The following is a 21,178-nucleotide window of genomic DNA, read 5'->3' on the forward strand; positions in this document are numbered from 1 at the left end:
GGTTAGTTTGCTGCGGCGATGAGCAGCTCACCGAGCTCAGCAGCCTCTTCCTTGGTCAACTCAACGACGAGACGTCCGCCGCCATCAGAGGGAATACGCATGACGATCTTTCGACTCTCCTCGACCGCTTCCATGGGACCGTTGCCGGTACGCGGCTTCATTGCTGCCATGTTGAATGGGCTCCTTGCTACTGGGATGGAAATACCCTGACCAGTTTAGTCTTTTTCTGGCAGAGACAGGCTTTCAATCCTCATGTGGGCTTGCTCGATCTGCCAGGACAAGTGCGCAATCACATCATCGACCTGCTCTGGCCGATACCCCCGTGGTACCACCTCGAACCGAACTGAGTCGAGATCCCCCGTAGCGATCGATTCACGATTGTTCTCGATCAACTTCTGCTGATCCTCGATCGGGGGGAGGACTTCCGCCCTGCCAAACACTCGGCCCCAAAACCATGTGCCCAGCACGACGAAGGCTGCCAGCACCACGATGAGCAGAATCCAGGTGAGCACAGCATGCCTTTCGATAGCGGGAAGTAATCAAGTTCAAAGGATACTGGAGAGTGCCGGACGCTCGAGCACGTCCATCCCTTCTATCCCAGATCGCTGCAGGAGGGTAGCAACAACCACCTCTGCCATCGGAGCTAGCTCCGAAAGCGGACGGTTTCGATGTCGACGAACCCCTAGATCGACCTGAGTGATCGACGCTGCACCATGGGAATTAGCGACGTCGACAAGCAATCCAGCTTCTACCCCATATCCAGCGACGAAGGGCAGGTCCATTGCCGTGGCCCGGCGGATGGCGTACTCGCCGGCCAATGGCTGACGGATATGCGCCAGGGCGGGGAAAAGCTGAAGCAACAAAGGCCGGGCACTGAGCTCGGTAACTCGCCCGCCTCCGGTCGGTTGTCCGTTGAGGGTTCGCTGATAGTTGGCCTTCACTAGATGCACATCAGGATCGACAAAAGGACTGGCTAAGGCGGTGACCATCCCAGGTTGCGGGGCGATCAAATCGGCGTCGATAAACACCACGATCTCACCCTTAGCAGCCCATACCCCGCGCCACAAGGACTCGCCCTTGCCAGGCTGGGTCGGAATCTCTGGAAAGATCTCCCGCCAATTGAGCACCTCAGCCCCAGCCTGCAGCGCACGCCGTGCAGTGTCATCGGTGGAGTCAGCGTCGATGACCAGAATTTGATCAGGGTGGTCCTTGGCTACTGCCTTGATGACCTCAACAATCGTGTCTTGCTCGTTGAGCGCTGGGATGACCACAGTTACTCTCATGCCAGTCCTCGAATAGTATTCAGCGGAGCAACTTGACCTTGGATAGCTGCAGTCATCCGCAAAACATCGACAGTTTCAGCTACCTCATGGACACGGAAAGCAGCTACTCCCCGGGCTGCTGACCACGCAGTCGCTGCCAACGTGCCAGCTACCCGTTGACCCACCGGGCGGTCGAGGGTCTCGCCGATGAAGTCTTTATTACTCAACGCCATCAATACTGGCCAGCCGGTGGCCACCAATTCATCGACTCTGCGTAGCAGTTCCAATCCATGAAAGGTGTTTTTCCCAAAATCATGGGTCGGATCAATAAATACCTGCTGCTCTGGCACCCCGCAATTGACCGCGTGCTCTGCCATTCGAGTGGTTTCGGCGATCACTTCTGCAATCACGTCATCGAAATGGACCCGATGCGGACGTGTCCGCGGTACTACTCCCCCGGTATGGGAGCAGACATAACCCACTCGGTGCTCGCCCGCGACCTCCACTAACTCAGGATCATGCCCAGCCCACGTGTCATTGACCAGTCGTGCGCCAGCCCGAATCGCCTCATCCGCGACCTCAGCCCGCCAGGTATCTACTGAGATGATGACCTCTGGATGGCGGGTGGCTACAGCTGCGATCGTGGGCACCACCCGTCTGATTTCTTCCGCGACATCCACCTTCGCTCCCGGTCCGGCTTTAACCCCACCGATATCGACGATCCCGGCTCCCTGAGCGACGACCTCATCGCAGCGAAGCAGCGCATCTTGGTCGGCGAACGTGCTCCCTTTATCGTAGAAGGAATCGGGAGTTCGGTTAACGATCGCCATGACGATCGGGAGCTGAAAGCTCATCGTGTAATCCTCAATCTTTTTCAGGCCTAAGCGTCCCGTTGTGTGCCCAGATGAGTTTCGACCAAGGCGCGGTGAGCCTCAAAGATATGTTCAACAGCCTCGTCGACGGAATCAGTCACCAAGAAGAGATCTAGGTCCTCAGGAGAGATCAGTCCATCAGCCAGCAGACGCTCCTTGATCCAATCGAGCAGACCTCCCCAGAACTGTGTTCCCAAGAGCACAATCGGGAAATGGGTCACCTTCCGGGTTTGAACCATGCACAAGACCTCGAAAAGTTCATCGAGGGTGCCAAATCCGCCCGGCAAACAGACGAAAGCCTGAGAATACTTCAAAAACATCGTCTTGCGAACAAAAAAGTAACGGAAGTTCAGTCCAAGGTCGACCCAGTTGTTGAGGCTTTGCTCATGTGGAAGTTCAATGCCCAGTCCCACTGACAACCCTCCGGCATCGTGAGCGCCGCGGTTAGGAGCTTCCATCAGGCCAGGCCCGCCACCGGTGATCACGGCGTAATCGGCCTCTGCGAGTTTGGTTCCTAGTTCACAGCCCATCTCATACCAAGGATGTCCCTCTTGGATTCGGGCGGAGCCAAATACGGTGACCGCCTTGCGCATATGCGCAAGTGCATCAAACCCGGAGACGAATTCACCTTGGATTCGAAGGATCCGCCAGGGATCGGCGTGCAACCAATCATGGTCAGCACCAAGCTCAAGGAGTCTCTGGTCATAAGTGGAGTCTTGTTCGCCATTGGTACGCAAGAGCATCGGACCGCGAAGCATGCGTGCTTTGTCCGGGTCAGGAGTGATATGGGGTGCCATGCTTAAAAGAGAACCTATCTAATCGGGGAAAGGACTCATCTGGTCACTCAGGCTGGGAGACCAGGAATTTATGCAATTGATCGGAGACGAGACCAACTTGATCGACGGGAAGCTGTTCGTCGCGTTTGTGGGCAAACCCAGGATCTCCGGGGCCGAAGTTGACCGCGGGAATCCCCAGTTCTGCGAAACGGGAAACATCGGTCCAACCGAACTTGGCCCGAACATTTCCGCCGACTGCTTTTACTAAAGCAGCAGCGGCAGGCTGATGCAGCCCGGGCAATGCCGCCAGCGCAAGATCATCGACTTCTAGGGTCATATCCGCACCCAGATCAAGGACCTCCTGCAGATGCTGCTGCGCATCAGGTCCAGTGCGATCCGGTGCGAAACGGTAGTTGACCAACATGCTGGCTTCATCCGGAATGGAGTTGGTGGCAACGAAAGACTCAAGCTTGACCACGTTGATGCCCTCTCGATAGAGACAGCCATCAATGTCGACCTCGCGCGGTTGGTAGTCGGCAATCCGCCCGATGACCGCGGCAAGCTTATGTGCCGCGTTATCTCCCAGCCAGCTGCGAGCAGAATGTGCTCTGACACCAGTAGCAGTCACACGCACCCGCAAAGATCCCTGACAACCAGCCTCGATCATCGCTCCGGAAGGTTCTCCTAGCAGTGCTAGATCGCCATGTACCCATTCAGGGTGAGCCGCAGCAAGTTGACCGAGGCCGTTGAAACGACCATCAACCTCCTCACAGTCATAGGCGATCACGGTGAGATCATGGGCCAGCTCAGGTGATTGCGCAAGTACTGCGAAATTGTGGAGGTAGACCGCCATCCCTGATTTCATGTCGACGGTTCCACAGCCATGCATCACGCCTTCGCTGAGGCGGTGCGGGAGATTATCAGCCACGGGCACAGTATCGGTGTGACCCGCGAGAATGACTCGGGAACCTAGCCCACGGTTAGTCCGAGCAGCGACCGTGTTGCCATGTCGAATTACCTCAACACCGGATAGGCCATGCAAAGCGTGCTCTACGGTATCGGCGATCTCCTGTTCATGATGAGAGGGACTAGGAATATCAACCAACGCAGCGGTCAGGTCGACGGGATCTGAAGTCAAGTCAAGTCGTATCACCTCGCCTACAGTACCGGCGTCTCCCCGGTGTGTGGGACTCACCGGCGCACCGTAAGATTGATCCTATGAAGACTCAGGGAGCGATCGCCGTCGGGATCGCAAACATTGCCATGGACGGAACTATTCTTGATACCTGGTATCCCGAACCGGAACTGATCGACGGTGACGATCTAGTCCCCGGCACCGAGCGTCTAGGCGCCCAGGATCTTCCAGCCAACCTGCTCAAACTCGTGCTTCTCGACGAGGACCGCATGGTCGAACAAGTTGCTGTACGCACCACCATCGCCGATTTACATGCCTCTCCGATCGATGCCCATGATGTTTACCTCCGGCTTCATCTATTATCGCACCGGATAGTTCGGCCGCTAGAGATGAACATGGACGGTGCGATGCGCCGCTTGTCCACCGTGGTCTGGACCAACAAGGGGCCGTGTACCCCTGACAACTTCGAGTTCGTTCGCACGACCTTGCGTTCACGAGGATTGATCCATGTTTATGGCATCGAGAAGCTTCCTCGGATGGTCGATTTCGTTGTACCCTCCGGAATCAGTATCGCGGAGGCCGAGCGAGTGCGGCTGGGTGCTTACCTAGCCCCAGGCACTCGAGTGCTGCGTGAGGGATATGTCTCCTATAATTCCGGCTCACTAGGTGCCTCCCGTATTGAGGGCCGGATGTCATCCGCTGTCGTCATAGGCGAGGGCACCGACGTTGGACTCTCCGCCTCGATCATGGCTCAGCGCCGATCCGATGGAATGCGCGAGCCCATCTCCATCGGAGATAACTGCGTCTTCGGTGTTTCTTCCGGAGTGGTGGGAATCCGTCTCGGCAACAATTGTTCCATCGGTGCCAATATCGTGCTGGAGCCGGAATCACAGATCTTCGACTATGACACCGGTCAACATATCGAGGCCATCAGGCTCAATGGAGAATCCGATTGGCAGGTCCGTCAAGAGCGTGGCTATTCCGAGCCAGTTCTGCGCCGCACGTGGTAGCCGTTTCAATTCAGTTGCTCTGCTGACCCTGGCGATAGGTAGCCACTGGCCCGGGCACTATCGTCATGGGCATGGATAATGCGCACACTCGGCAGAGCGCCACTTCTCTTGGCACTGGATTAAAGACTCGCCATCTGACCATGATGGGGCTTGGTTCGGCTATCGGCGCTGGCTTGTTCTTGGGCACTGGTGTTGGAATTCGTGCAGCTGGGCCGGCAGTCCTGCTCGCCTATCTCGCGGCCGGCTTGATCGTGGTCATGGTCATGCAAATGCTCGGCGAAATGGCCGCTGCTCGCCCATCCTCAGGATCGTTTTCTACCTATGCCAAGGACGCTTTCGGCCACTGGGCCGGTTTCTCCCTTGGTTGGTTGTATTGGTTCATGCTGGTGATGGTCATGGGCGCAGAGATGACCGGTGCCGCCGCCATTTTGAGTTCTTGGTTCGGGGTTGATCCATGGATCCCAGCGCTGTGTGCCGTGGTGTTTTTCGCGGTGGTCAACTTCGCCAAAGTCCGAGGCTTTGGCGAATTCGAGTTCTGGTTCGCGTTCATCAAGGTCGCAGTGATCATTGGCTTTTTGATCGTGGGCTCCCTCTTGGTCTTTGGTCTGCTTCCTGGAACCACCTTCATCGGGACGAGCAATTTCATCGGCCAAGACGGCTTCATGCCCAATGGTTGGCCGGGGATGGCCGCAGGCTTGCTGGCTGTCGCCTTCGCCTTCGGCGGTATCGAGTTAGTCACCATTGCCGCCGCGGAGTCGGAAGACCCAAAGTCCGCTATTTCTACGGCCGTGCGTGCCGTGATCTGGCGCATCTCGGTGTTCTACCTTGGCTCGGTCTTGGTTATCACCTTCTTGCTGCCCTACCAGCAGCTCGGCAGCGCTTCCACCGCTGCTGAGTCCCCCTTCACCGCGGTGTTGGCTATGGCCAATCTTCCCGGAGTCGTCGGATTCATGGAAGCCGTTATTGTCTTGGCATTGCTATCAGCCTTCAACGCACAGATCTATGGCACCTCCCGGCTAGTTCACAACCTGGCAGTGGCCGGGGACGCACCAAGAATATTTGCGGTGACCAACCGGGAAAGCGTTCCGATCAATGCGGTGGTGCTGTCGATGTTCTTTGCAGTGGTCTCGGTAGGACTGCAGTATTGGAATCCCGAGGGTTTGCTTACTTTCCTACTCAATGCCGTCGGTGGCTGTTTGATCGTCGTCTGGATCATGATTACGGCTTCCTATTTGAAGCTTCATCCGGAGCTGGTAGCCAATGGCGAGATCTCGACCGTAAAGATGTGGGGTTGGCCATGGTTGGCGTGGCTGACGATGGCTGCATTGTGGGGCTTGGTCATTCTCATGCTTTTCGACACCGCCGCACGCTCCCAGGTTTTCGCCGTCGTGGTGGTAGTGACCGTGTTGTTCGTGTTGTCTATTGTCACGAATCGGACTCGTGGTCAGGTAGTGTCTGGCACATGACTTCAGCTACAGCTCGTGGACTTGCCACCATCACACATGACGGAACCATCCTGGATGCTTGGTTCCCCTCTCCTTCGTTAAGCCAAGAAGAACTCTCTGCTGGCACGGAACAGCTCGCAGAGGTGCCCCAGCAGTTCGCTGCTATGGCTGGCCCGGATGAAGACCGTGGCGTGGCTCGGGTGCCCATCCGTACTTCGATTGCTTCTCTTGAAGACGCACCGATCGATGCCTACGATGCCTACCTGCGCTTGCACCTGCTCTCCCACCGCTTGGTCAAGCCCCACGGACTCAACCTTGATGGTGTGTTCGGCCTGCTGGCTAATGTCGTTTGGACCAACTACGGCCCCTGTGCGGTGGCTGATTTCCAGATGGTCCGTGGCCGTCTCAACGCCCGCGGCCCAGTCACGGTGTTCTCGGTGGACAAGTTCCCCCGGATGGTGGATTACATCGTTCCTACCGGAGTACGCATCGCTGATGGTGACCGCGTCCGACTCGGTGCCCACTTGGCTGAGGGCACGACCGTCATGCATGAGGGCTTCGTGAACTTCAACGCTGGCACTCTGGGAAACTCGATGGTCGAAGGCCGAATCTCCGCCGGAGTTGTCGTAGGCGAAGGCTCCGACGTCGGTGGCGGCGCCTCGATCATGGGCACTCTCTCCGGTGGTGGCCAGCAGGTTATCTCCATCGGTCAGCGTTGCTTGCTAGGCGCGAACTCCGGAATTGGTATCTCGCTGGGCAATGACTGTGTGGTCGAAGCCGGTCTTTATGTCACTGCTGGTACCAAGGTCACGGTCTTGGGCAGCGTTGCAGTAGCTTCCGAGGTCGCTGAAGGCTCTCAGATCAAGGCTGGCACGCTTTCCGGTGCCAATGGGGTGCTCTTTAGGCGCAACTCCATCACAGGCGCTGTAGAGGCCACCGCCTATGCCAAAGCACAGGGTGTAGAGCTCAACGCTGCGCTGCACAACAACTGATCTATCAGCAGGCGGTCTAGCACCTTGCGGGGAAGGTGCTAGACGGGCTCCTGCTCAGAAATCACTGTGCTCTTCCAACGGGAGCCTTTAAACGCCCAGAGCTTATTGATGATGAAGTTAATCGGCATCGCTACCAGAATCGAAATCGCTGATGCCCAATAAAGTCGGGTCCGCAGACCTGTCGAATCATCGAAGATATCGATGGGCAACGCCAGTGGAGAACTCGGGTTCATCAGCAGTGTCGCTACTATCTGGCTGACGACGAAGGCTCCGATGCCAGCCATCAGGAAGGGGAAGAATCCCCGCCACCAACTGCGTTGCTCGTAGCCACGGAAAGTCCAGCTTCTATTGAGCTGGTAGTTCCAGGTGTTGGCGACCAAAAACGCCACCATCAAGATGATATTGAACCACCGGATATTGAACTCCGTGCCGAATAGGTTCATAAATACGTCATGCTCAGAGATCTCTGAAGTATTCTCCAAGACCTTATTGAACAAAAAAACCACCAGGAGATTAACCAGGGTGCCTGAGCCACCAACGAGTCCGAACTTGAAAAACTGTCGGAGGTTATTGACTAGGCGCTCGCTACGCCGGGTCGATGCGATGGTCACAGTCTTGCCCTCATTTCCTGGACTATTAACTCCTCAACTCTACCGGGGCAATGGCCTGCGACTATAAAAAACCCGGTGATCTCCACTGAATGGATCATTTAATGACACCTTCGTAGCCCATAGATGTAGCGGAGTAGAGAAGTCATAGAGGGCCAGACCTCGGTCCACAGGATAGGTATCATCCCCCACAATCGGAGCACCCAGGTGGTTGAGTACCGCACGAATCTGGTGGGTATGACCGGTCAGGGGCTCAACTTCCACGAGGTTTTTACCTACCGGCCGAAAGCTAGTTACCGTTGGTTTGCCCTGTCCATTGGCAACTACCTGCACGTCTCTTCTCCCAGGAATCTTGTGTAAATCGAGCTTTGCCTGCCCTTCAGGAGGTGTGCCATGAACCTGGGCGAGGTAGGTCTTATGCACCGCGCGTTCTTGGAAGAGACGTTGATAAGCACCACGAGTAGCCGCTCGCCTAGAACAGATCAAAACCCCACTGGTCAGCCGATCCAATCGGTGGAGAGCGACGATCTCATCTTGGCCAAAATGCAGGCGCAAACGGGTTTGGACGGTCTCCCGCACGATCCTTCCATTGGAGGTAGAAGGCAGGAAATGTGGCTTATCCACTACGACCAGGTCGTCATCGATGTGGATTAGCTCATAGTTAAAGGGAATCTCGGGCTCAGCTGGAACTTCGGGATGAAACCACGCAGGGATTGCCTGTTGCAACACCGTGCCAGGCAGCAATCGCTGGCCCGGTGGAAAAGGGCTATCGCCTGCCTGGCCGGCGAATAGTTCCGGAGTCTCCGGCACCACCCCACGGAGGATGACCCGCTGCGGGGAAATCCCGGCTTGGGCCGGGATTGGTGGTCTAGGCAAGCGCAGTAAGACGGGCCACGGCGGCGTCGATACGCTCATCGGTGCCGGTCAGCGCCATTCGGATATAGGCAACTGCGCGGGGACCATAGAAATCACCGGGGGCCACAAGAATGCCCAAAGAAGCGAGGAAATTGACGGTGTCCCGGCAGTTCTCACCGCGAGTAGCCCAGAGGTAGAGACCTGCCTCGGAGTTATCGACGGTGAATCCAGCCTCTAATAACGCGCGCATGAGCTTCGCCCGCCGGACTCCATAGCGACTCTTTTGAGCAGCTTCTTGATCATCATCTTCTAGCGCCGCGATCATCGCTGCTTGAATAGGCCCAGGCACCATCAGCCCGGCGTGCTTGCGCACCTCAAGTAGTTCAGAAATCAGTGCCTGGTCACCGGCCAAGTAGCCTGCCCGATAGCTAGCCAAGTTCGAGGTCTTCGACAGGGAATGAATAGCCAGCAAACCAGTATGATCGCCATCGCAGACCCGCGGATCCAAGATGGAGACTGGTTCATTCTCATCGTCCCAGCCCAACCCCAAGTAGCACTCATCAGAGGCAATAATGACTCCGCGTTGCCTAGCCCAGCCGACTACCTTGCGTAGGTGCTCGACGCCTAGGACTTTGCCAGTGGGGTTGCCTGGGGAATTGATGAAGACCAGATCCGGGGTCTCCGGCCCGAGTTTCAACAACGAATCAGACCGTAACACCCGATTATCGGCCAACAGTGCACCCACCTCATAGGTGGGATATGCGACCTCTGGAATGACCACCAGACCGCCACGAATACCCAGCAAGGTAGGCAACCAGGCAATAGCTTCTTTGGTACCTACCACCGGCAGCACCGCATCCGGGCTCAGGCCCGTCATCGAATACCGACGAGCCAAGGCAGCGACAATGGCATCCCGCAACTCTGGGGTACCCGCAGTCTGCGGATAGCCGGGAGTCGCTGCAGCTTCTGCCAATGCGAGCTGGATGCCCGGAGCAACCGGATCAACCGGAGTGCCCACAGAGAGATTGACGATGCCCTCTGGGTGCGCTGCTGCGCGTTGTTTCGCCTCTTGGAGGGAGTCCCAGGGAAAATCGGGCAAGTGGGTACCGAGCGGGGTGCGTGTCATCGTGGGAAACCGAACCTATTCCTGAGTCTGAGGGGGCAACACAGCAATGAGCTTGGCATCAAAGTCCTGCGGACCCAGCTTGGCAGCGCCACCTGGTGAGCCAAGATCATCAAAGAAGGCAGCGTTTGCGTCGTTGTACTCAAGCCATTCATCGGGGACATCGTCCTCATAGAAAATGGCCTCAACGGGGCAAGCTGGCTCGCAAGCACCACAGTCGACGCATTCGTCGGGGTGGATGTAGAGCATCCGCTTTCCCTCGTAGATGCAATCGACTGGGCATTCTTCAACGCAAGCTCGGTCGAGCAAGTCAACACATGGCTGGGCAATGGTGTAGGTCATCGAAACTCCGGCGCTCCTGAACTTAACGAAAATTTGCTATCAGTATGTCACTTACCTCTGGCCAGTGGCCAGAAGCCTCCAGCAATTCCAGCTAGCAGCAACCCGATGGTTCTAAAGCTGGACAAAATCAGCTGGTCTCCGGTGATCTCAACTCCGAACATGAGCAGGAAAAACCCAGCAATCCACGCATATAACGGGATGAGCGCAGTACCCGGACTATCGGTCCATAGCCGGGCAGTTCGGGTCAAAACCATGTTGAAAAGAAATGCCAGAACAATGGTGTAGGGGAACGCAATCTGGGTTCCGCCGGGCAAGCTTATCCACGTGCCGAGATAGACCACTTGAAGCAATAAGCCAAACAAGGATCCTACAGACAGCCAGACAAGAGCGCTGATAGCTTCACCGCGGGTGAAATCAGCATTGACGATTCGCTGTGTCACTGCTTTTCCCCCACAAAATCGCGGTCAATGTCGCTGAGCAGGCTGCCGGATAACGGCTGCCCCGCTCCGAGCTGGTAATGCTCTCGGCGCAGCAATGGCTGGGCTAATAGATTCGATAGCGAAAATACTGGGTCGGGCCCAGATCCCAGAGCAACGTCCGGATTAGTCACTGAGGATTGCCCATCAGCGAACCAAATCTGGGTGGCGTGGGCACGCATGGCTCTCGCTTTGGCCTGAAAATCCGGTTCTGCCAAATCAATCGCCAGATCAGAATCTACTACCCCAGCATTGCGGAGATAGTCTTCATCCGGGCGCGACCAACCCTGCGGGATGGTCTCGATATTACCCACTCCAGCGACCGTTTCTCCCAGGTGATTAACTGCCCAGAGAATCCGCGGAATAGCGACCTGTTGTGCTGCCGCATGAGTGATGTGATGGGCACGAATATGGTCAGGATGCCCATATCCCCCATCTGGCCCATAAGTAATGACCAGATGTGGACGCAACTCCTGGAAAATCTCGACCAACAGCGCCACGGCATGTTCCCCAGAATTGACGAAGGCTCGAGGATTCTCGTGTGCCGGGCTCCCCATCATTCCGGAATCGCGGAAGGCTCCCGCCCCACCCAAAAATGCCCCGTTGACGTTCAACGCTGCCAAGGAATCTTGCAGCTCACGGATTCGAAAACCACCGAGTTGATCAGCCTCATCAGCCACTAACCCCTGAAAAGGTTCTCCGATGACCTCACCTTCTTCACCCAGGGTGCAGGTCACTACCGTGACGTGGGCACCGCGCCGGGCTAGGTTGGCCAGCGCGCCGCCCGTCCAGATCGCCTCATCATCGGGGTGCGCGTGGACCGCGATGACACGGTATCCACTCAGGTCAGGCGAGCTCATTGCATCCTCCAGGTAGCGACTGTCGAGAGTCCGGCAGTCCAATTCTCCAGATCCGGGTCCGGACCAACGATACCCTCTCCTAAGACCATCACTCGACGTTCGCCCAACAGGGGGACAACCAGATGCTCACTGGCATTGATCTCTCTAAATTGCTCGGCGGCGGTTTCTTGGTCGACCTCCCCTGCCAATAGTTCCGCAGCCAAGGTATCGCTTTCTGGAGTGCAATAGCCCGAGAGGTTTCCCGAGCGCAAGGAGGTCTCTTGAGACGGGCAAAGCCAATCACTAGCAAGCGTGATCGACCCTTCATCCGATTCATCCCAAGAAATCACCGCATCTATCTCGCCATCAGGCAGCAGCTGACCAGTAATGCGGTCTAAGTCATCGCTCACCATCTCCGCGGCCACTCCGTAGTTGGCGAGCATATCGACGATCGTTCGAGCAGCTGCGACCGCCGTATCATCGCCGGGATCAACCCCCAGCGTCAACGGACTATCCGTAGTTGCTTGGATCAATAATTCGGGCGGCTCATCGTCTAGACCTCGAGCAGGTGCGTATTCGGGAATGCTCAGATCAGAGCTGCGCCCGGCGGCAAGACGGGCGACCAACGGGACGTCGATAAGCGAATGCAACTGCTCACGAGCAGCTTGCTCCATAAGAATCGGAGAGTTCACTGACATGGTCAGCTGTAGCTCTCGAGGATCTTCAACGGTGCGCACTTGGGTGCCCTGCATCAAAGAGTAGGCATCGACGGAAGTCTCTGTGGGAATGATATCGAGAAAACTCATCTGCCCAGTACGAAGCTGCTGTACGCCTTGGGTCTCAGAGCGGATCTCTTGGAAGGAGACTTGGTCAATCTGGGCTGGATCCTCGCCCCAGAAGCGGTCATTGCGATTGATCACGATCACGCCACGCGCATGATCAATGGAGCTGACTTTATAGCGGCCAGCAGAAGCCGGAACGCTATCACTCATGGCATTGGCAAAATCAGTGGCTCCAGATCCCAAGAGATGACTGGGCAACAGGTTGTCGAACATGTCCCGCCATTCAGCTACCGGCTGCTCGAAATCGACGTCCACGGTCCGACCATCAGCTGATACCTGGATATCCGAAATGGCACGATAGCCTGCTGGGTCAATCACTCCGGGTGTAGTGGACATCCCCAGCCACAAATAGCGAAAGTCTGCGCCGGTAATTGGGGTGCCATCTGACCATTGAGCAGAAGGGGAAATGAGATAGCGCAATGACTGCGCCACTTCCGAATCCTCCGACTCAATCATCGAAGCCGATTCGAGGACATCAGTGTCCATAACTCCATCACGGAATGCGCTGGGCAGCACCAACGAGGCCAGAGAATTCACAAAATAGGAAGAATCTGCAATCAAATGTGGGTTCAAGCCCTCATTTTGAACCCCAATTCCGACGCTAATAACTTCTTCCGAGAGAATCGGTGTTGAGGTAGCTTCCGCTGAGGTCTCGGTGCTAGAGAGATTGGTTTCTTCCGTTACCGGATCCTCGACGGGAGCTGGTCCTGGGTTGGCGGAGCAGGAGGTCAACGTCACCGCGACAACGATGGCTAACAGCGGACTGATTTTCACAAGCCTAAGTATGTCAGGTTCAAAGCCCTCGGATGTCACAGTGCCCAGCTGTGGCCCCTAACCAACGCAAGGAAATACTAAAGGGGCAGCCCCGCCGGCTGCGTGTAATACGCGTTCTCCGGCGGGGCTGCCCCTTTTACTGAAGCGAGCTTACTTGTTCATGGCTTTCGCCTTGGAACGAGCACGGTTGCGCTCAGTAGCGTTGAGCAAGAGCTTGCGCACGCGCAGAACGTTCGGGGTGACCTCGACGCACTCGTCCTGGCCACAGAACTCCATTGCCTCGTCCAGAGACAGTGCCCGAGCCTTGGCCAGGGTAACGGTGGTGTCGGCGCTGGCGGCACGCATGTTGGTGAGCTTCTTCTCACGCGTGATGTTGATGTCCATGTCCTCGTCGCGGTTGTTCGCGCCAACGACCATGCCCTCGTAAGCATCGGTGCCGGGCTCGACGAAGAAGGAACCACGGTCCGTCAAGATCTGCAGAGCATAGGCAGTGATCTGACCGGTACGGTCGGCGATCAAAGAACCAGAGGCGCGACCCTTGATTTCGCCGGCCCACGGCTGCAAGCCTAGAGAGTAGCTGTTGGCGATGCCGGTACCGCGGGTATCGGTCATGAAGGTGGTACGGAAGCCGATCAGGCCACGTGCTGGGACGTCGAATTCCATCCGAACCCAGTCGCCTGCACCGGTAGCCATGCTGGTCATCTGACCCTTACGGGCAGCCAACAGCTGGGTAACGGAACCCTGGTGCTCGCTAGGAACATCGATGATCATGTGCTCGAAGGGCTCGTGGATCTTGCCATCAACCAACTGAGTAACAACCTGTGGCTTGCCGACGGTGAGCTCGAAGCCTTCACGGCGCATGGTCTCAACCAAGATGGACAGTGCCATCTCACCACGGCCCTGAACCTCCCACGTGTCGGGGCGCTCTGTAGGCAGCACGCGCAGGGAGACGTTACCAATCAATTCCTGATCCAAGCGAGCCTTAAGCACACGTGCGGTGAGCTTGTCGCCGCCACCGCGTCCGGCCAGCGGCGAGGTGTTAACACCAATGGTCATGGAGATTGCGGGCTCATCGACGGTAATCCGCGGCAGTGCCATCGGGTTTTCAACGTCAGCAAGAGTATCGCCGATCATGATCTGATCAATGCCGGAGATCGCCGCAATGTCGCCAGCGATAACTTCCGAGGCAGCCACACGGGTCACACCAACGGTACGCAGCAGCTCAGCGATCTTGACGGTCTTGGTGTGCTGGACGCCTTCATCGTCGTAATGGATCCAAGCAACCTGCTGACCCTTCTTCAAGGTGCCAGCGTGGACACGGACCAGACCGATACGACCCAAGAAGGAAGACGAGTCAAGGTTGGTCACGTGAGCCTGCAGCGGGGCATCAATTTCTGCGGAGGGCTCAGGAAGAACCTCGTAGATAACATCGAATAGAGCCTGCAGGTCTTCGGCCTCAGGGGCCTTGCCGTTGCCGGGGTTCTCAGTGGAGGCTTTGCCTTCACGGCCGGAGGCGTAGAGCACCGGCAGATCAAGGAGACGCTCGGCGGCCTCTGCGGCCTCCGGGTCCTCAAGGGAAGCGGCCAACTCCAGGAGCAGGTCCTGAGAATCTTCGACGACCTCGTCGATGCGGGCGTCATGGCGGTCAGTTTTGTTAACCAGAATGATGACCGGCATTTTGGCCGCCAGTGCCTTGCCAAGCACGAAGCGAGTCTGCGGGAGCGGGCCCTCAGAAGCATCGACGAGCAAGACGACGCCGTCGACCATGGACAGTGCGCGCTCAACCTCGCCACCGAAGTCGGCGTGGCCGGGGGTGTCGATGACGTTGATGATCAGGTCATTGCCATCTTTACCGGCAGCTTTACGGCGAATAGCAGTGTTCTTAGCCAGGATGGTGATGCCTTTTTCGCGCTCCAGGTCGCCGGAGTCCATCACCCGGTCGGTGATCTCGCCGTGGTCGCTGAATACGCCGGATTGCTCCAGCATGGCGTTGACGAGGGTGGTCTTGCCGTGGTCGACGTGCGCGACAATGGCGACGTTACGGAACTCGGGGTGGGACACGGGTGGGCTACTCCTAGCGCAAGAGACTTCGGGCCCACTAGGGCCACGATGGTGAACAGCAGCCAAGAATACTCCCGATGTCCACTATCTGCAGCATTGACCGTCCCGACCGGCGATTCAGTGCTCAGTTTCGCTTAGTTGAAGGCCTTCCAGTGGTGTTTTCCATTCACCAACTGAACTCCCCGATGTGACTAGGACGAAGGTCGCCTCTACGATCATCTCCGAGCTCTTTGTAACGAAATGATCACTGTCACCGAAACCATTAATAGATCTTCACATCGTGTTGACAGGGTCATTCAAGTGAATATTGATTCTCAAGTAAACTACTGTGACTATTGTGACTCGCCCGAAATGTCCGGAAAGGTTCCCCGTGGGACTACTTAACAGCCAGGCCAGGAATGGCTTTGCCACTGCGGCTATGGCCGCTGCCGTGGCCGCTGCCGCACTCAGCATGAGTGTGCTAGCAACCCCGACAGCTGCGGCTAGCTCGATAGCTCCGGAGTCTTCTGAATCATCACTACCTCCCTCCCCTGTTGACGAACTCGGCCGCCCCACCCCGGAGACCGTTGAACGAGTTGAAGATCTAGCAGCACAGCCATGGATGCCCGAGCAGGCCAGCAACGCAATCCTCTCAGCCTTAGCCTTTTCCACTGGCATGGGCGAGTCTGAGTCTGGCGTTGATCTTCCGGAAGACGGCCCGGGTTTCACTCAGTTCATCTGGCCGACGGTCTCTGGAAACTGCATTGGCGGCGAGTCCGACTCGGTGGCCTCGGCTATCGCGGTACCCGGCCCAGCTGAGATTCCCTTTCCCGGAGCCGAAGCCGGACAAACTACGTTCCTCTTCACTGCACTAGGCACTGCACCCGCTGCCGCTGAGCAGGGCGGAATGTACGTCCACTGGTTCAATCTTGACTCCTTTGAACATGGCATAACTTCCCTAGAAAACAACAACATCAATCCGGATGGCCCAGCCACCATTTCAGGCACCGGCGACACCGGAAACGGCACTCTCGTAGCCGTCGCTTCCGGCGAAGTCCGCACCCTAGATGCCAATTGTTCCTTCCTGCCCACGGCAGCCATCATCGACGCTAGGTAACCTCTGTGACCACTGACCTTCACCCAGTGAAAAACGAGACCTTCGACATCCCCGGTCGAGTTAATCTCGATCCCAAGGGATTTCGACGGGATGTCGATTCCTATCAGGAAACCGACTTCGGCCTCTACATGGCCCGCGGTGCTGACCACCCCCGATTCGGATATCTCGAATCATGGCTGCTTCCGGAACACCTGCTACGCGTTAATATTTTCCACTTCCGGGACGGCATCAATGAACGGCAAGACTTCTACATCGATATTGCCGATATCACTGTCCAAGACGAAGTCTGGTCCACCCGCGACCTCTACGTGGATTTGGTTTCTATCACCGGCGAACCGCTGTCCATCCTTGATATTGATGAACTAGCAGCAGCTACTTCTGCCGGCCTGATCACTGCCGCAGATGCAGAGCGTGCCATTGATGCCACTCTGGCCGCAGTAGAAGGGATTACCCGCCACGGCGATGACGTCTCAGCCTGGTTAGAAACTCTCGGCATCGATCTGACGTGGGCAGAATCAGTGGAGCTTAGCCCCTCAGAGTAGGGGTTAAAGGCGATGTCCTAGAACACATTGTACGGGTAGGCTCGGGTTTATCACTCGGGAACTTCCCGAGGTTGCTTCACCGTTGAGAGGACACACCATGACTGACACGCCTAAGCCGATCAGCTGGGAATTCCCAGACGATAAGCCCTTCACTCACAACCATCCTGACACCCCTGGCAAGGACACCGCTGAACAAGAAGGTGAACTAGTCGAGGAATGGGGACAAGAGTCTTTCCCAGCTAGTGATCCCCCGGCAAATTACTGATCCGCCGTCGTCGTTGCTAGCTTAGGAAGCCAAACTGAACTGGCATCCGGTATAGCTAGAAAATCTGCCGGGCCCCATTGTCACGGGGCCCGGCAGATCTCATGTTCCGAACTTTTTCTAGACCCAAGCGACTCAACCGAGAGATACTCGGAGACGCTTGGGGCTCACACACCAAAATTATCTAGGCTGAGTCCCTGTGTCGGGGACGAAAGCTTCACCGGTGCCCAGTTCAATATTCAAACCCGGAACCGAGTCGATGAGATCACGAGTGTAGGCCTCTGCCGGATGAGCGAAGACCTGGTCCGCACTCCCATGTTCGACTACCTTGCCCTGCTGCATCACTACGATCTCATCGGCGGTCTGTCTCACCACCGCTAGGTCGTGGGTAATAAACAGGTAGGTCAGGCCCAAATCTTCCTGAAGCTGAGATAGCAACTGAATAATCTGATTCTGCACCAGCACGTCCAAAGCAGAGACCGCTTCATCCAGCACTAAAACCTCGGGTTTAAGCGCCAAAGCACGGGCGATCGCAATACGCTGGCGCTGACCGCCAGAGAGCTCATTGGGGTAGCGACGCATTGCGGAACGCGGCATAGAGACGATATCGAGCAGCTCAGCTACTCGCTCCTCACGCTCCTTACGGCTTCCGACCTTATGCAGTGCCAACGGTTCTTCAATGCATCGGAAGATCGAATACATCGGGTCGAGCGAGCCATAGGGGTTTTGGAATACCACCTGCATCTTGCGACGCATATCAAACAGATCCCGCCCTTTGAGGGTGGACAAATCCGTCCCCTTGTAATAGATGAAGCCACTCGTGGGATCCAATAGGTTCAGCACCATATTGGCCACCGTCGACTTACCGGAGCCGGATTCACCCACCAGCGCCATGGTCCGTCCCTTTTTGAGGGTAAAACTCACATCATCTACGGCGCGGAGGAGCTTCTTATCGCCGCGGGAGCCGCGGACGTCGAATTCCTTGGTGAGGTTTTCAACGCGGATGACTTCCTCAGTGCTGCTTTGATCCCCCTTGGCAATCAGCTCCTGAGATTTCGCCCCAGCTGCCTTAGCCGACTGGATACGAGAAGAAGCTAATGACGGCGCAGCCGTAACCAAACGCTTGGTATAGGGGTGCTGTGGGTTTCGGAGAATTTCCAGGCTAGGCCCAGATTCCACAATGCGTCCACGGTGCATCACTACCAAGTGGTCTGCTCGCTCAGCAGCTAGCCCCAAATCGTGGGTAATAAACAGCACAGCGGTGCCTAGTTCACGGGTCAATCCACCCAGGTGATCAAGGATGCGCTTTTGCACCGTCACGTCCAACGCCGAGGTCGGTTCATCGGCGATCAACAGGCGAGGTCGAGCCGCCAGCCCAATCGCGATCAGCGCGCGCTGGCGCATACCACCGGAGAACTCATGCGGATACTGGCGCGCACGACGAGCGGCATCTGGGAGACCAGCCTCGCCGAGGAGCTCGTTGACCCGGTTATCAACCTCGGATCCAGGCACCACATTATTGGCCTTCAGCGATTCCGCGACCTGGGTGCCGATCCGCCATACGGGGTTGAGGTTAGACATTGGATCCTGTGGCACGAGACCAATATCCGAACCACGGTAGTGGCGCATTTCTTTCTCAGAAAGCTTAGTAAGGTCCTCACCATCGAAGAGGATCTCGCCCTCAGTTACTTTGCCTGTTCCTGGAAGCAGGCCCAGAATCGACATTGCCGCAGTCGATTTTCCTGAACCGGATTCGCCCACGATCGCGACTGACTGTCCTGGGTAAATGGTTAGGTCGATGCCGCGGACGGCTTCAACCACACCGGTGGAGGACGTGAAGGCGATTTTGACGCCCTTCATATCCAACAACGGCTTTTCGGATGTCTGTGCGTCGGTCATCGTTTCCTCGCTTTCGGGTCCAGCGCGTCGCGTACGACATCGCCCATCATGATGAAGCTGAGCACCGTCAGTGCCAAAGCCGTAGCCGGGTAGAACAACACTTCTGGACGAGTACGCAGGCTGGCCTGGGCGCTAGAGATATCGCCACCCCAGCTAACGATTGAGGGTGGGAGACCAATACCCAAGAAGGACAACGTCGCTTCTGCGACGATGAAGGTACCCAGGGCGACTGTGGCATAAACAATGATTGGTGCCGCAGCATTGGGAAGAATATGACTGGAGAGAATCTTCCACTTCGAAGCTCCCACTGCTCGAGCAGCGGTGACGAATTCCTCGTTTTTGACTCCCAGCACTGCTCCACGAGTAATACGCGCAATGTTGGTCCAGCCAAATAGTGCCAAGACCAACACCACGGTAGCCACGGTGCGGTAATCCTTGAATACCTGCATGACCACAATGGCAGCCAGAACCAGCGGGACCGCAAAGAAGATATCGGTCAAGCGTGACAGCAACGTGTCAAGGATACCGCCAAAGAAGCCGGCCAATGCGCCGATAGCGGTACCGATCAAGACCACCAGAATCGTGGTCAGCACACCAACAGCCACTGAAGCCCGCGCACCGTAGATGGTGCGGGCATAAATGTCACAGCCCTGCCGGTCAAAACCAAAGATATGGCCGGGTTCTGGCTCGCCGAGGGAATCTGATAGCTGACACATCCGAGGGTCAACGGAGGTAAACAGCTGCGGGAGCAAAGCGATGAGCACTGCAAAAATGATCAGCGTTCCAGAGACCCAAAACAGTGGTCGCTTGCGAAGGTAATTCCAGGCCTCTCGCCACTGGGATGAGGGGGCGGATTCATCTGAAACAGCATCGACTGCCCCAAGGCCTGCTTCGTCGGTCTCAGCGATGAAATGTTCCTGGCCCGGTCGAATGGTGGCCGGAAGGCCTTCTTCGCCGGCCGGATTGGATACGTTTTGGTTCATGTCAGGCATAGCGAATCCTCGGGTCGAGAACGGCGTAAATCAAGTCAACAAGAAGGTTGGCAATGATGTACACGATGACGAGCACGGTGGTAAATGACACAACCGTCGTCGGCTCACCCTTAATGATGGCCTGATAGATAGTGCCACCCACGCCGTTGATGGCGAAGATGCCCTCGGTGACAATGGCTCCACCCATTAACGCGCCGAGATCGGCGCCCAAGAAGGTAACCACCGGGATCAAAGAGTTACGCAGAACGTGTCGCCCCATCACCCGGTTATTGGTCAGTCCCTTGGCACGCGAGGTACGCACATAGTCTGCCTGCAGATTCTCGCTGACTGACTGACGAGTCAATCGGAGCACATAGGCAAAAGACACTGCGCCCAACACGACCGCAGGCATCAGTAGCGCTGTGAAACTCTCATTTGAACCAACGGTAACTGGTAATAACCCCCATTTGACGCCAATGACGAATTGGAGAACAAAACCGATAACGAAGGAAGGCACGGCGATGACCACCAGAGAGACCACCAAGACGGTGGAATCGAAAATTCCGCCACGACGGATACCGGCAATAACGCCGAAGCCGATACCGAATATCGCTTCAAAGACTAGGGCCATGGCCGCTAATTTGATGGTCACGGGGAAGGCTGCGGCCATGACCTCAGAAACCGGCTGACCAGAAAATGTCGTACCAAAATCGAGGGTAAAGATGCCCTTGATGTAGAGCAAGTACTGGATTATAAAGGGTTTATCCAGGTTATATTCAGCCTCGATACGGGCGCGGGCGGCCTCGGTCAGGCCGCGATCACCGCCCAGGGCCTCGACGGGATCGCCGGGCATGAGGAAAACGAGTGCATAGATGAGCAGCGTGGCTCCGAAGAACACGGGGATCATCTGGAGCAGCCGTCGCCCGATATAGCGCAACATAGCTATTCCTTAAACTTGTTCCGGTCGCGGATATGTCCACACCCCGCGCAGAGTGT

The 21,178-nt window shown here is 56.6% G+C and carries 23 protein-coding genes; 6 read left to right on the plus strand and 17 right to left on the minus strand.

Annotated features, from left to right (window positions below):
- Window positions 1-2: 2 nt before the first annotated feature.
- From C5L39_RS08135 to dapE, 6 genes are read right to left on the minus strand one after another with little or no spacing between them, the layout of a single operon-like run.
- Window positions 3-170 (minus strand): DUF3117 domain-containing protein, encoded by a 168-nt coding sequence (locus C5L39_RS08135; RefSeq protein ID WP_123048396.1) that lies wholly within the window; start codon window positions 168-170, stop codon window positions 3-5.
- A gap of 45 nt (window positions 171-215) precedes the next feature.
- Window positions 216-512, minus strand: a complete 297-nt coding sequence (locus tag C5L39_RS08140) for a DivIVA domain-containing protein (protein ID WP_123048397.1) — start codon at window positions 510-512, stop codon at window positions 216-218.
- A gap of 33 nt (window positions 513-545) precedes the next feature.
- The gene (locus tag C5L39_RS08145) at window positions 546-1,283 is read right to left on the minus strand and encodes a glucosyl-3-phosphoglycerate synthase (protein ID WP_123048398.1); all 738 of its coding nucleotides are present in this window, start codon (window positions 1,281-1,283) and stop codon (window positions 546-548) included.
- Entirely contained in the window at window positions 1,280-2,116 is an 837-nt protein-coding gene (gene folP / locus C5L39_RS08150; protein ID WP_123048399.1) for a dihydropteroate synthase, read from the minus strand. The genes C5L39_RS08145 and folP overlap by 4 nt, the downstream gene beginning before the upstream one ends.
- Window positions 2,117-2,142: 26 nt before the next feature.
- Window positions 2,143-2,931 carry an LOG family protein gene (locus C5L39_RS08155; RefSeq protein ID WP_123048400.1) on the minus strand — a complete coding sequence of 263 codons (789 nt, stop codon included), beginning with the start codon at window positions 2,929-2,931 and terminating at the stop codon, window positions 2,143-2,145.
- Between the two features lie 43 nt (window positions 2,932-2,974).
- The gene (gene dapE, locus C5L39_RS08160; RefSeq protein ID WP_123048606.1) at window positions 2,975-4,060 is read right to left on the minus strand and encodes a succinyl-diaminopimelate desuccinylase; all 1,086 of its coding nucleotides are present in this window, start codon (window positions 4,058-4,060) and stop codon (window positions 2,975-2,977) included.
- 68 nt (window positions 4,061-4,128) lie between these two features.
- Here dapE and C5L39_RS08165 point away from each other — a divergent pair, with 68 nt between their 5' ends.
- The 3 genes from C5L39_RS08165 to dapD all read left to right on the plus strand — a co-directional run bounded on the left by C5L39_RS08165 (window position 4,129) and on the right by dapD (window position 7,492).
- Window positions 4,129-5,055, plus strand: coding sequence for a DapH/DapD/GlmU-related protein (locus C5L39_RS08165; protein ID WP_123048401.1), 927 nt, complete (start codon window positions 4,129-4,131; stop codon window positions 5,053-5,055).
- A 71-nt stretch (window positions 5,056-5,126) separates the two neighbouring features.
- Entirely contained in the window at window positions 5,127-6,521 is a 1,395-nt protein-coding gene (locus tag C5L39_RS08170; RefSeq protein ID WP_123048607.1) for an amino acid permease, read from the plus strand.
- Window positions 6,518-7,492, plus strand: coding sequence for a 2,3,4,5-tetrahydropyridine-2,6-dicarboxylate N-succinyltransferase (gene dapD, locus C5L39_RS08175; RefSeq protein ID WP_123048402.1), 975 nt, complete (start codon window positions 6,518-6,520; stop codon window positions 7,490-7,492). Before C5L39_RS08170 ends, dapD begins: the two co-directional genes overlap by 4 nt.
- Before the next feature lie 38 nt (window positions 7,493-7,530).
- Here dapD and C5L39_RS08180 read toward each other — a convergent pair whose 3' ends face one another.
- The 8 genes from C5L39_RS08180 to typA all read right to left on the minus strand — a co-directional run bounded on the left by C5L39_RS08180 (window position 7,531) and on the right by typA (window position 15,412).
- Window positions 7,531-8,097, minus strand: a complete 567-nt coding sequence (locus C5L39_RS08180; RefSeq protein WP_123048608.1) for a GtrA family protein — start codon at window positions 8,095-8,097, stop codon at window positions 7,531-7,533.
- A gap of 45 nt (window positions 8,098-8,142) precedes the next feature.
- Entirely contained in the window at window positions 8,143-8,976 is an 834-nt protein-coding gene (locus C5L39_RS08185) for a pseudouridine synthase (protein WP_245974940.1), read from the minus strand.
- The gene (gene dapC, locus C5L39_RS08190) at window positions 8,969-10,081 is read right to left on the minus strand and encodes a succinyldiaminopimelate transaminase (protein WP_123048404.1); all 1,113 of its coding nucleotides are present in this window, start codon (window positions 10,079-10,081) and stop codon (window positions 8,969-8,971) included. Before dapC ends, C5L39_RS08185 begins: the two co-directional genes overlap by 8 nt.
- A 15-nt stretch (window positions 10,082-10,096) precedes the next feature.
- Window positions 10,097-10,420: a ferredoxin gene (fdxA, locus tag C5L39_RS08195; RefSeq protein ID WP_123048405.1), complete on the minus strand. Its 324-nt coding sequence runs from the start codon at window positions 10,418-10,420 to the stop codon at window positions 10,097-10,099.
- Between the two features lie 47 nt (window positions 10,421-10,467).
- A complete protein-coding gene (locus C5L39_RS08200) occupies window positions 10,468-10,860 on the minus strand; it encodes a hypothetical protein (RefSeq protein WP_123048406.1) in 393 nt (130 codons plus the stop codon).
- Window positions 10,857-11,756, minus strand: coding sequence for an N-acetyl-1-D-myo-inositol-2-amino-2-deoxy-alpha-D-glucopyranoside deacetylase (gene mshB, locus C5L39_RS08205; RefSeq protein WP_123048407.1), 900 nt, complete (start codon window positions 11,754-11,756; stop codon window positions 10,857-10,859). Before mshB ends, C5L39_RS08200 begins: the two co-directional genes overlap by 4 nt.
- A complete protein-coding gene (locus C5L39_RS08210; RefSeq protein ID WP_245974941.1) occupies window positions 11,753-13,351 on the minus strand; it encodes an ABC transporter family substrate-binding protein in 1,599 nt (532 codons plus the stop codon). Before C5L39_RS08210 ends, mshB begins: the two co-directional genes overlap by 4 nt.
- 150 nt (window positions 13,352-13,501) lie before the next feature.
- On the minus strand, window positions 13,502-15,412 hold the full coding sequence (gene typA, locus C5L39_RS08215) for a translational GTPase TypA (RefSeq protein ID WP_123048408.1): 1,911 nt from the start codon (window positions 15,410-15,412) through the stop codon (window positions 13,502-13,504).
- A gap of 337 nt (window positions 15,413-15,749) precedes the next feature.
- Between typA and C5L39_RS08220 the strand changes: the two genes are divergently transcribed.
- From C5L39_RS08220 to C5L39_RS10735, 3 genes are all read left to right on the plus strand, one after another.
- Window positions 15,750-16,508 (plus strand): Rv1157c family protein, encoded by a 759-nt coding sequence (locus C5L39_RS08220; RefSeq protein ID WP_245974942.1) that lies wholly within the window; start codon window positions 15,750-15,752, stop codon window positions 16,506-16,508.
- A gap of 5 nt (window positions 16,509-16,513) precedes the next feature.
- The gene (locus tag C5L39_RS08225) at window positions 16,514-17,050 is read left to right on the plus strand and encodes a ribonuclease FAU-1 family protein (protein WP_123048409.1); all 537 of its coding nucleotides are present in this window, start codon (window positions 16,514-16,516) and stop codon (window positions 17,048-17,050) included.
- A gap of 97 nt (window positions 17,051-17,147) precedes the next feature.
- Complete coding sequence (locus C5L39_RS10735) at window positions 17,148-17,315, plus strand: hypothetical protein (protein ID WP_165858016.1); 168 nt, start codon at window positions 17,148-17,150, stop codon at window positions 17,313-17,315.
- A gap of 177 nt (window positions 17,316-17,492) precedes the next feature.
- On the opposite strand, the gene C5L39_RS08230 is transcribed toward C5L39_RS10735, so the two are convergent.
- From C5L39_RS08230 to C5L39_RS08240, 3 genes are read right to left on the minus strand one after another with little or no spacing between them, the layout of a single operon-like run.
- The gene (locus C5L39_RS08230; RefSeq protein WP_123048410.1) at window positions 17,493-19,211 is read right to left on the minus strand and encodes an ABC transporter ATP-binding protein; all 1,719 of its coding nucleotides are present in this window, start codon (window positions 19,209-19,211) and stop codon (window positions 17,493-17,495) included.
- On the minus strand, window positions 19,208-20,194 hold the full coding sequence (locus tag C5L39_RS08235) for an ABC transporter permease (RefSeq protein WP_245974958.1): 987 nt from the start codon (window positions 20,192-20,194) through the stop codon (window positions 19,208-19,210). Before C5L39_RS08235 ends, C5L39_RS08230 begins: the two co-directional genes overlap by 4 nt.
- Window position 20,195: 1 nt before the next feature.
- The gene (locus tag C5L39_RS08240) at window positions 20,196-21,122 is read right to left on the minus strand and encodes an ABC transporter permease (protein ID WP_123048412.1); all 927 of its coding nucleotides are present in this window, start codon (window positions 21,120-21,122) and stop codon (window positions 20,196-20,198) included.
- Window positions 21,123-21,178: the final 56 nt, after the last annotated feature.

The organism is Corynebacterium alimapuense, assembly GCF_003716585.1.
GTDB lineage: Bacteria > Actinomycetota > Actinomycetes > Mycobacteriales > Mycobacteriaceae > Corynebacterium > Corynebacterium alimapuense.

Excerpts from the sequence above, each read along its gene's own strand:
- C5L39_RS08135 (WP_123048396.1), bottom strand. The coding sequence starts at position 170 with ATGGCAGCAATGAAGCCGCGTACCGGCAACGGTCCCATGGAAGCGGTC.
- C5L39_RS08145 (WP_123048398.1), bottom strand. The coding sequence starts at position 1,283 with ATGAGAGTAACTGTGGTCATCCCAGCGCTCAACGAGCAAGACACGATT.
- folP (WP_123048399.1), bottom strand. The coding sequence starts at position 2,116 with ATGAGCTTTCAGCTCCCGATCGTCATGGCGATCGTTAACCGAACTCCC.
- C5L39_RS08155 (WP_123048400.1), bottom strand. The coding sequence starts at position 2,931 with ATGGCACCCCATATCACTCCTGACCCGGACAAAGCACGCATGCTTCGC.
- C5L39_RS08165 (WP_123048401.1), top strand. The coding sequence starts at position 4,129 with ATGAAGACTCAGGGAGCGATCGCCGTCGGGATCGCAAACATTGCCATG.
- C5L39_RS08170 (WP_123048607.1), top strand. The coding sequence starts at position 5,127 with ATGGATAATGCGCACACTCGGCAGAGCGCCACTTCTCTTGGCACTGGA.
- dapD (WP_123048402.1), top strand. The coding sequence starts at position 6,518 with ATGACTTCAGCTACAGCTCGTGGACTTGCCACCATCACACATGACGGA.
- dapC (WP_123048404.1), bottom strand. The coding sequence starts at position 10,081 with ATGACACGCACCCCGCTCGGTACCCACTTGCCCGATTTTCCCTGGGAC.
- fdxA (WP_123048405.1), bottom strand. The coding sequence starts at position 10,420 with ATGACCTACACCATTGCCCAGCCATGTGTTGACTTGCTCGACCGAGCT.
- mshB (WP_123048407.1), bottom strand. The coding sequence starts at position 11,756 with ATGAGCTCGCCTGACCTGAGTGGATACCGTGTCATCGCGGTCCACGCG.
- C5L39_RS10735 (WP_165858016.1), top strand. The coding sequence starts at position 17,148 with ATGACTGACACGCCTAAGCCGATCAGCTGGGAATTCCCAGACGATAAG.
- C5L39_RS08230 (WP_123048410.1), bottom strand. The coding sequence starts at position 19,211 with ATGACCGACGCACAGACATCCGAAAAGCCGTTGTTGGATATGAAGGGC.
- C5L39_RS08235 (WP_245974958.1), bottom strand. The coding sequence starts at position 20,194 with ATGAACCAAAACGTATCCAATCCGGCCGGCGAAGAAGGCCTTCCGGCC.
- C5L39_RS08240 (WP_123048412.1), bottom strand. The coding sequence starts at position 21,122 with ATGTTGCGCTATATCGGGCGACGGCTGCTCCAGATGATCCCCGTGTTC.